General features: G+C 63.8%; 4 protein-coding genes. All 4 read right to left on the bottom strand.

Features of this window, described 5'->3' with window-relative positions:
• Positions 1-304 (bottom strand): alcohol dehydrogenase catalytic domain-containing protein (locus E5W70_RS28305; RefSeq protein WP_292664615.1); only part of this gene is annotated, 304 nt, incomplete at its 3' end.
• A gap of 69 nt (positions 305-373) precedes the next feature.
• Positions 374-1,339 (bottom strand): ABC transporter permease, encoded by a 966-nt coding sequence (locus E5W70_RS28310; protein WP_292664616.1) that lies wholly within the window; start codon positions 1,337-1,339, stop codon positions 374-376.
• Complete coding sequence (locus E5W70_RS28315; protein WP_292664617.1) at positions 1,336-2,889, bottom strand: sugar ABC transporter ATP-binding protein; 1,554 nt, start codon at positions 2,887-2,889, stop codon at positions 1,336-1,338. Before E5W70_RS28315 ends, E5W70_RS28310 begins: the two co-directional genes overlap by 4 nt.
• A gap of 103 nt (positions 2,890-2,992) precedes the next feature.
• Positions 2,993-3,668 (bottom strand): substrate-binding domain-containing protein (locus E5W70_RS28320; protein WP_292664618.1); only part of this gene is annotated, 676 nt, incomplete at its 5' end.

Consider the following 3,668-nt stretch of genomic DNA (forward strand, 5'->3'; position numbering starts at 1 on the left):
AATTCGGCTTGCCCTGCCGGCAGGCGATGCATTTGCCGCAGGCGAGATAGGGGTTGACGATCACGGCTTCACCGACGGCGAGATCGACGTCCTCGCCAACCTCGATCACGGTTCCCGAGACTTCGTGGCCCATGATGCGGGGATAGGCGAGGAACGGGTGCTTGCCTTCGAAAATGTGATAGTCGGTGCCGCAGATGCCGACATGGCTGACGGCGACCAGCGCCCAGCCGGCGGGGGGCGCGCCAGGGGCCGGACGATCTTCAAGGACAAGTTCGCCGGGCGAGCGGCAGACGACGGCTTTCATGCTTCAATCCAGTCGGTTCATGGCACCGCCGGCTCTGCTGTCGCGAGGCCGGCGGTTGTTAGGGGCGATCTATTTGCCGCGGCGGCGCAGCCCGTCGAAATAGACGATGACGATGATCAGCACGCCGGTGATGATGCGCTGCCAGAAGGCGTTGACGTTGAGCAGATTGGCGCCGTTGTTGATGGTGGCAAGGATGAAGGCGCCGAGCAGCGGCCCGTGCACTGAGCCGACAGCGCCGAACAGCGAGGTGCCGCCGATCACCGAGGAGGCGATCGCCTGCAATTCCCAGCCCTCGGCCTGCGTCGGATTGCCGATGCCGATGCGCGACGCGAGCAGCACGCCGACGAAGGCCGCACACAGCCCCGACAGCGTGTAGGCCATGTAGATGGTGCGCTGGACGTTGACGCCCGACAGACGCGACGCCTCGGCGTTGGAGCCGACAGAGAACAGATAGCGGCCCCAGCGGCTGTGGTGCAGGAAGATGTAGGCCGGGATGCCGACCAGGATCACCATCCAGAACAGATTGGGGACGCCGACGAAGGAACTGCGCGAGAACGTCTGGAAGGCGTCGTTGTTGATCGAGATCGAGTTGCCGTTGGTCATCAACAGACCGATGCCGCGCAGCGAGGTCAGCGTCGCCAGGGTGATGATGAAGGGTGGCAGGCCCATCTTGACGATGCCGAAGCCATGGAACATGCCGATGGCGACGCCGACCAGCAAGGTGATCAGGATGGCGAGGAAAACCGGTGTGCCGGCGTTGATCAGCATCGCGACGATGACGGTGGCGAAGCCAACCACGGCGCCGACGGAAAGGTCGATGCCGCCGGTGATGATGACGAAGGTCTGGCCGACCGCCAGGATGGCGATCATCGACCCTTGCCGCAACAGGTTGGAGATGTTGTTGGCGGAGGCGAAGCTCGGCGTCGCCACCGACAGGATGACCCACAAAAGAACCAGCAGCGCCAGCAGTGTCAGCCCGAACAGGGCGTTGTAGTTGCGTTTCGGCCTTTCGACAGCGATCGCCTCGGTGCTCATATCCGTCCTCCCGGTTTTTCTTGTTTCTCGGCCAGCGCCTGGGTGAGGATCTCCTCGTGATCAGCGGTACGAAACCCATGCGTGGCCACCAGCTTGCCGCGCCGGAACACGTGCAGCGTGTCGGCGAGCTCATAGACCTCCGGCAGGTAGGACGAGATCAGGATGATGCCGGCTCCCTTGGACAGCAGCGCGCCGAACAGGCGGTAGATCTCGGCCTTGGTGCCGACATCGACGCCGACAGTCGGCTCGTCGAAGATGAACAGCTTGGCGCCATGGGCGAGCCATTTGCCGATGACGATCTTCTGCTGGTTGCCGCCCGACAGGCTGGAGGCCAGCGCGCCGCGCGTCGGCGTCTTGATGCGCAGGTCGGCGATCTGGCGATCGGCTTGCGCTTTTTCCTGCGCGCGGGAGATCAGCAGATTATTCGAGATGCGCTTGTAGATCGGCAGATTGAGGTTGAGCCCGACCGGCAGGTTGAGGCAGAGGCCCTGGTCGCGGCGGCTTTCCGGGGCCAGCGCCATGCCGAGCCTGATCGCGTCATGTTCGGAATTGACCTTGACCTCCTTGCCCTCCCACAGGATCTGGCCGGCCGATTTGCGGTGCCGGCCGTAGAGCGTGGTGACGAACTCGCTGCGGCCGGCGCCGATCAGGCCGTAGAGGCCGACGATCTCGCCGGCGCGGACGGACATCGAGACATTTTCGAAACCCTTGCCGGACAGGTTCCTGGTTTCTACAAGCATCGCGCCCGGGGTGAAATGCTCCTTGTGGTAGACCTGCTCGATCGAGCGGTTGATCATCATCTTAACCAGCTCGGCGTCATTGGTCTCGGCGATGTTCCTGGTGCCAACCAGCGTGCCGTCGCGCAGCACCGAGACGCGGTCGGCGAGCTCAAACACTTCCTCCATGCGATGGCTGATGTAGATGATGGTGACGCCTTCGCCCTTCAGCCGGCGGATCAGCGTGAACAGCTGGTCGGCCTCCTTGCGGGTGAGGTAGGCGGTCGGTTCGTCGAAGATCAGGAATTTGGTGCCGCGCACGGTGGCGCGGGCGGCGGCGATCAACTGCTGCTGGCCGATGGTCAGGTCACCCAGCATGACATGCGCCGGCAGGTCGAAGCCGAGATCGTCGATGATCTTCTGCGCCTGCCTGACCATCGCCCGCTGCTGCAGGATGCCGAAACGTGCATCCTCCTCGCCGAGGAACATGTTGGCGGCGACGGTGAGATGGCGGCACAGGACGACTTCCTGATGCACGGCATTGATGCCGAGCGCCATCGCCTCATGCGGCGTCGCCAATGCGGCAGGCTTGCCCTCCCAGATGACGTCGCCGGAGGTGCGCGGCATGACGCCGGTCAGAAGCTTGATCAGGGTGGATTTGCCGGCGCCGTTCTCGCCGACGATGGCGTGGATCTCGCCGGCCTTGAAGGCGAGGTCGACCGGCTTCAGCGCGTGAGTGCCGGGATAGCGCTTTTCCAGCCCTTGCAGTTCGAGGATGGTCCTGCCCGGTTCCAGCGTTGGGGCCGGATGGAGTTCCTGCGCCGTCGACATCATGACAATCCTCCCAGATTGGCCCCAAAGATTGGCCTCGCGATTGGCACGAGTGGGATGTCTCCGGGGCGAAAATGCCCCGGAAACAGTTCACTTGCGGCTATGCTCAGTCGAGCTTCGGGTTGAGCAGCGCGTCGATCTTCGGATCCTTCATGTTGGCCTTGGTCACCAGGTTGGCGCCAGTGTCGACATTGGCTTCGACCTTCTCGCCCTTCGAGGCGGCGAGCGCCGTCTTGATGCCGTCATAGCCCATCCGGTACGGATCCTGGACGACGAGAGCCGAAATGACGCCGTCATTGAGGAATTTGATCAGCTTCTCGTCGCTGTCGAAGCCGACCAGCCCGACCTTGCCTGCGAGGCTGTTCTCGGCGATCGCCTGACCGACGCCCTGCGCCATGATCAGGTTGGAGGCGAAAATGCCCTTGAGGTTGGGGTTGGCGGTGATCAGGTCGGTGGCGATGTTGAGGCCGGTGGTGGCCTGGCCGTCGGCGTATTTGTCGGCGACCAGCTTGAGGCCCGGATATTTGGCGGCGAGCTGTTCCTTGAAGCCCTGGGCGCGCTGTTCGAGCGAGCCGGCGCCCGGAAGCGCGGTGATCAGGGCGACGTCGCCCTCGATCTTGCCGCCATTGGCTTCGCCGATGGCTGCGGCAAGGCCGTCAGCGGCGACGCGGCCGCCCTGGATGTTGTCGGTGGTCAGGAACGAGGTGAAGGCCTTGGAGTCGGCGCCGGAGTCGATACCGATGATCTTGACCTTGGTGGCGGCCTCGTCGATCGGCTTGCCG

It is taken from the genome of Mesorhizobium sp. (genome assembly GCF_005063415.1).
Classification (GTDB): Bacteria; Pseudomonadota; Alphaproteobacteria; order Rhizobiales; family Rhizobiaceae; genus Mesorhizobium.

Bases quoted from the DNA above. Each gene is read 5' to 3' on its own strand.
- E5W70_RS28310 (WP_292664616.1), bottom strand. From the start codon at position 1,339: ATGAGCACCGAGGCGATCGCTGTCGAAAGGCCGAAACGCAACTACAAC.
- E5W70_RS28315 (WP_292664617.1), bottom strand. From the start codon at position 2,889: ATGATGTCGACGGCGCAGGAACTCCATCCGGCCCCAACGCTGGAACCG.